The 4,939-nt window shown below is 43.5% G+C and carries 4 protein-coding genes; 2 read left to right on the forward strand and 2 right to left on the reverse strand.

Annotation, left to right across the window (positions count from 1 at the left end; genetic code table 11):
• Positions 1-163: 163 nt before the first annotated feature.
• Positions 164-1,402, reverse strand: coding sequence for a methyl-accepting chemotaxis protein (locus NWQ57_RS05655; protein ID WP_306021163.1), 1,239 nt, complete (start codon positions 1,400-1,402; stop codon positions 164-166).
• Between the two features lie 136 nt (positions 1,403-1,538).
• A complete protein-coding gene (locus NWQ57_RS05660; protein ID WP_306021164.1) occupies positions 1,539-2,435 on the reverse strand; it encodes a LysR substrate-binding domain-containing protein in 897 nt (298 codons plus the stop codon).
• Positions 2,436-3,088: 653 nt separating this feature from the next.
• Here NWQ57_RS05660 and NWQ57_RS05665 point away from each other — a divergent pair.
• Both NWQ57_RS05665 and NWQ57_RS05670 read left to right on the forward strand, forming a co-directional pair.
• The gene (locus NWQ57_RS05665; RefSeq protein WP_306021165.1) at positions 3,089-4,072 is read left to right on the forward strand and encodes a DUF1852 domain-containing protein; all 984 of its coding nucleotides are present in this window, start codon (positions 3,089-3,091) and stop codon (positions 4,070-4,072) included.
• Between the two features lie 43 nt (positions 4,073-4,115).
• Positions 4,116-4,939 (forward strand): methionine synthase (locus NWQ57_RS05670; protein WP_306021166.1); only part of this gene is annotated, 824 nt, incomplete at its 3' end.

Here is a 4,939-nt window from a genome sequence, read left to right on the forward strand (position 1 = left end):
GCACAAGCCGCAAAAGGTTGGTTAGCAGATAATAACAAACAATTAAGCCAGTTAATCAAACAACCAACCACGCCCATGTCTGAAACACTCAAAGCGGCGCTCACTTAATTTAGCCTTAATTACCTCAGCGGCTAATAAAAATAGCCGCGGTTCACACCGATAGTTATCCCTTTCTATTTGGGCGCTCAGGCATGCTTGCTTTAGTAAAAGCACCCAATTGTTTTTGCGTGCTTGCCGTGCCACTTAAGAGTTTTTGCACGGCATCATCAATAGATTTCATTTGCTCATAGGCCTGCTCGGTCACCTGCTCAATATGACTTAGATGCTGGTGGATGAGTTGATATTCTTGCTCAAGGCCAACAACCGTGTGATTGATGCCAGCAATACCTTGATTAGACTGTTGAATTTGCCCTAATAATTCACTGAAATCGTTTTGGCTAACCACGATTTTTTCTTGTACTTGCTCGGCTTGTTTATGTAAATGCTGTGACTCATCTTTGGTTTCGCTCACTAAGCGGTCTAAGTCGTTTAAAAAGCCAGAGATCTGCCTGGTTGCATCGCTCACCTTAGCGGCCAAAGTACGCACCTCATCAGCAACCACAGCAAAGCCACGCCCTGCTTCCCCTGCCCTTGCCGCTTCAATGGCCGCGTTGAGCGCCAATAAATTAGTTTGGTCAGAAAACCCCTCAACCATGTGCAATATCTTTCGCACGTTTTCCGCGTTATCTTGCAAACCTTGAATGGTGCGTGAGAAACGATCTAATAATCCAACGATGTCCACTAAACGAGTCGACAAATCACCCAATTGTCTACTTGCCACCTCAGCCTTACCTAATGTGACACCCGCTACAGAGTCCACTTGTTCACCGGTTTGCACAATGGTGGATAAGTGCCCCAATACTTGCTTGCTGCCTTTGCGGATTTTCTCACTGTCGTGTTGAGTTTGCTGTAATTGGCCCCGAGTATTTTCCACCGCACCAGATACTTGTTCATTGATGTGATGAGTATCTGTTGCTTGGCTGTGTACCTTGTCGATCAGCTTGGCCAACTGACCAATAAACTGATTATATTCTTCAGAAAGTGTACGAAACTCGTCAAAGGTAAAAGCAGGTAAACGCAGAGATAGATTTGCGTCTTGAGAATTGGATTGCTGCAACACACTGATCAGTGCTTTGACAGGCCGTACGATCAAAAAATGCAAATAACCGATGGTAAAAACAAAGGCACTCAAACCTAAAACCAGACACAGCCACCAAAAACTTGGGTCTTTTTCTGGGTACGCTAAATACATCGCCACGACAAAAACTAAGGCTAAAAAACCGATATTACCGATTATTTTGCGACTCAGGGTCGAAAAAAACTGCCGTTCAATGAAGGTGTACAGTGCGGTAAATGTCGACATAAATAAGCGATTCCTGGCTCGTTGATAAAACTATTATAAAAACTAAAGCGACTTCCACAAGTCTCATTTCTGGGTATTTTACCCCGCGTAAGCTCGGAAGATGAATGTGAACGAAGCAGATACCGCAAGTCAAAAACTAAATGGCTAATTCGCTTTTCAACCATTGAGTAAAAACCTTGATCCGGGCCATGCGCGGTGATTCCTCATCATATAACAAGGAAAACCGCAAACCCGGCTCTATTTGAATATCAAAAGGTTTAATCAATGCCCCCGATTCAATCAAATCCTGAGCCATGCAAGCTGAGGTTAAAAAGATCCCATGCCCACTTAACACCGCGTTAATTCCCATTTCCCAAGTTGTCACCTCCATCCAATTATAACAACTAGGATCCACTGGCACGCCTGCCAGCTTAAACCAATCTTTCCAACTGAACCCGCTGCGGCCGGCGCCTATTGCTTCAACTAGCCAACATTGGTTGATTTTTTCAGGGCTGCTTAATTGCTCTTCTTGGTAAACTCTGGGCGAGCAGATGGGAAACACCGGATCAAGCAACAGGGTTTCTTGATGCACCTTGGTAACCTGCATCTCGCCTTGGCGAATTGCCACATCAATATCAGAATGCCGCACGTCTTCATATTGTGCAGAAGCTAGCGCTCTGACCTGAATATCAGGATACAAAACAGAAAATTTCCAGAGCCTGGGCACCAACCATCTAGAGCAAAAAGAAGGCGAAGCCGTTACCGTAATAACACCTGCTTGTGGTTCGACTTGAATACGATCAAAGCCTAAAGATAATTCACTAAAGGCCTTGCCAACTGACTCTAATAAGGTGCTGCCTTGTTTAGTCAGTTGCATTGCCCGCCCTTGGCGACTAAATAGTTTTACCTGCAAGTGCGCTTCAAGGTTTCGGATTTGCTGGCTCACCGCCGCCTGCGTAATCGCTAACTCATCGGCAGCTAAGCTGTAACTTTGATGCCTAGCCGCTGCATCAAAGCAGCGTAAGAGCGCAATATGTCTTAAACGCTTATCCATTAGTTTAACTTATAGTTGTTGTCGAATTTGATTGTTCGCTTTATGGCCTCACGCACGTCAATATTACACTATCAAATCGAATAAAAGGTAATAGACCATGCAGAAAATTAGCATCACAAGCCATGAAAATAAAGACAAACCTATCAAAGATAATAAGCCATCAGCGCTTTTTAGACTTAATTTATGGTTGACTAAGGTCAGTAAGGCATTGAATTTGGCACAGCTATCAAACTATAAGTAAAACTTAACATTAACACAAAACAAGTCACTCGCGTTGCCTAGAGTCAAGCCCGCTAAGTAAATCGATGACTATTGATTACGACGCAAACACGTCTTAAGCGTTTAAAAGGATGTCTAAGGGTGGCTAGGTCACCCTCTGTGTTTTCTGCAATTCCAACTTCCGACAAAGCCATGAAATTCATTCATGGCTTGATGAAATAAAGTCATTTTTATTCATATAAAAAGCCCCGTATAAATGACTCATGTGCTTAGCTTTGACCCAAACTCGCCTTATCACTGAGTGCTATCAGAAATGAGATATCGCAGATGACTCTGGATACAACTCAATGAACGTTCAGATAAGAAATTGGCAATAAGTACAAAGGCACACCTGACATTCAGATTTTACCTAACAAAAAGAATACGCGATCATCATGAATAAAGACTTCAAATTTACCATCAAAAGCGTGCGGTTCGATGAGCACTATCTACCTTCGGACACTACGCGCATTACAACTAACTTTGCTAATTTGGCCAGAGGCAAGCGTCGCCAAGAGAATTTGCGCAACACCTTAAAGATGATTGACAACCGTTTTAATGCTTTGGCATATCGGGATAACCCCAAAGGCAATCGTTACACCCTCGAACTGGATATCATTTCTGTCGAGATGAAGATTGATACTCACCGCAGTTGTCATGCCTTGCCTTTGATTGAAATCTTGAAACCGACTATTTTTGATCGAAAAACCAATAACCGTATTGCAGGCATTGTAGGAAACAATTTTTCTTCCTACATACGAGATTATGACTTCAGCGTACTATTGCCCGGTCACAATAAAAATCTATCGAAATTTAGCACGCCAGCCAATTTTGGTGATCTGCATGGCAAGCTGTTTAAGTGCTTTGTTAACTCAAGTACTTACCGGACTCATTTCAAAAAACTACCTGTAATATGTTTGAGTGTATCGAGTAGTAAAGCCTACTACCGCACTGACTATCAGCACGCCGTATTGGGTTATGAATACCATCAAGATGAATACTCTTTAACCGACGAATACTTCAACAAAATGGGCTTGCAGGTGCGGTATTTCATGCCGCCAAATAGTGTGGCCCCTCTGGCCTTTTACTTTACCGGCGATTTGCTTGGTGATTACACAGAGCTTGAGCTTATTAGCACCATCAGCACCATGGATACCTTTCAAAAGATTTATCGACCAGAAATTTACAATGCAAATTCTGCCGCCGGCTTCATCTATCAACCCAGTTTGCAGCATCAGGATTATTCATTAACGCGCATTGTATATGATCGAGAAGAACGCAGTCAGCTCGCCGTTGAACAAGGCAAATTTGTTGAAGAACATTTTATCAAACCTTATCAAACTACGCTTGAGCAGTGGTCGGCTAACTACGCGAATTAACTCTTCTTCTATAAAATCAATTAATTAGACAAGGTCATTTACAATGAACAAATTACTACCCACCTCAACGGCTGGCAGCTTGCCTAAGCCCGCCTGGCTTGCCCAACCAGAAACACTTTGGTCACCCTGGAAATTGCAAGGCGCAGAATTAATCGAGGGTAAACACGATGCTTTGCTGTTGTCATTGCAAGAGCAACAACACGCAGGGATTGATATCGTCAGTGATGGTGAGCAAACTCGCCAACACTTTGTCACAACCTTTATTGAGCACCTAAGCGGTGTAGATTTTGCAAAACGAGAAACCGTTAGAATTCGTGATCGTTATGATGCAAGCGTACCAACCGTGGTGGGCGCGGTGACCCGGCCAAAATCGGTTTTTGTGGAAGACGCCAGGTTTTTACGTCAGCAAACCAAACAAGCGATAAAATGGGCCCTGCCTGGCCCGATGACCATGATCGATACCCTGTATGACAATCACTATAAAAGCCGTGAAAAACTCGCCTGGGAATTTGCTAAAATTCTTAATCAAGAAGCCAGAGAACTAGAAGCTGCGGGGGTGGATATAATCCAATTTGATGAGCCCGCATTTAACGTATTTTTTGACGAAGTCAATGACTGGGGCGTTGCCACCTTAGAAAGAGCGATCGAAGGCCTCAAATGTGAGACCGCCGTGCATATTTGTTATGGTTATGGCATCAAAGCCAATACCGATTGGAAAAAGACCCTGGGCTCAGAGTGGCGACAATATGAAGAAGCTTTCCCCAAGCTGCAAAAATCCAGTATCGATATCATCTCACTAGAATGTCACAACTCCCATGTGCCCATGGATCTGATTGAACTCATTCGCGGTAAAAAAGTCATGGTAGG

The sequence above is a fragment of the Paraglaciecola sp. genome (genome assembly GCF_030730205.1).
GTDB lineage: Bacteria > Pseudomonadota > Gammaproteobacteria > Enterobacterales > Alteromonadaceae > Paraglaciecola.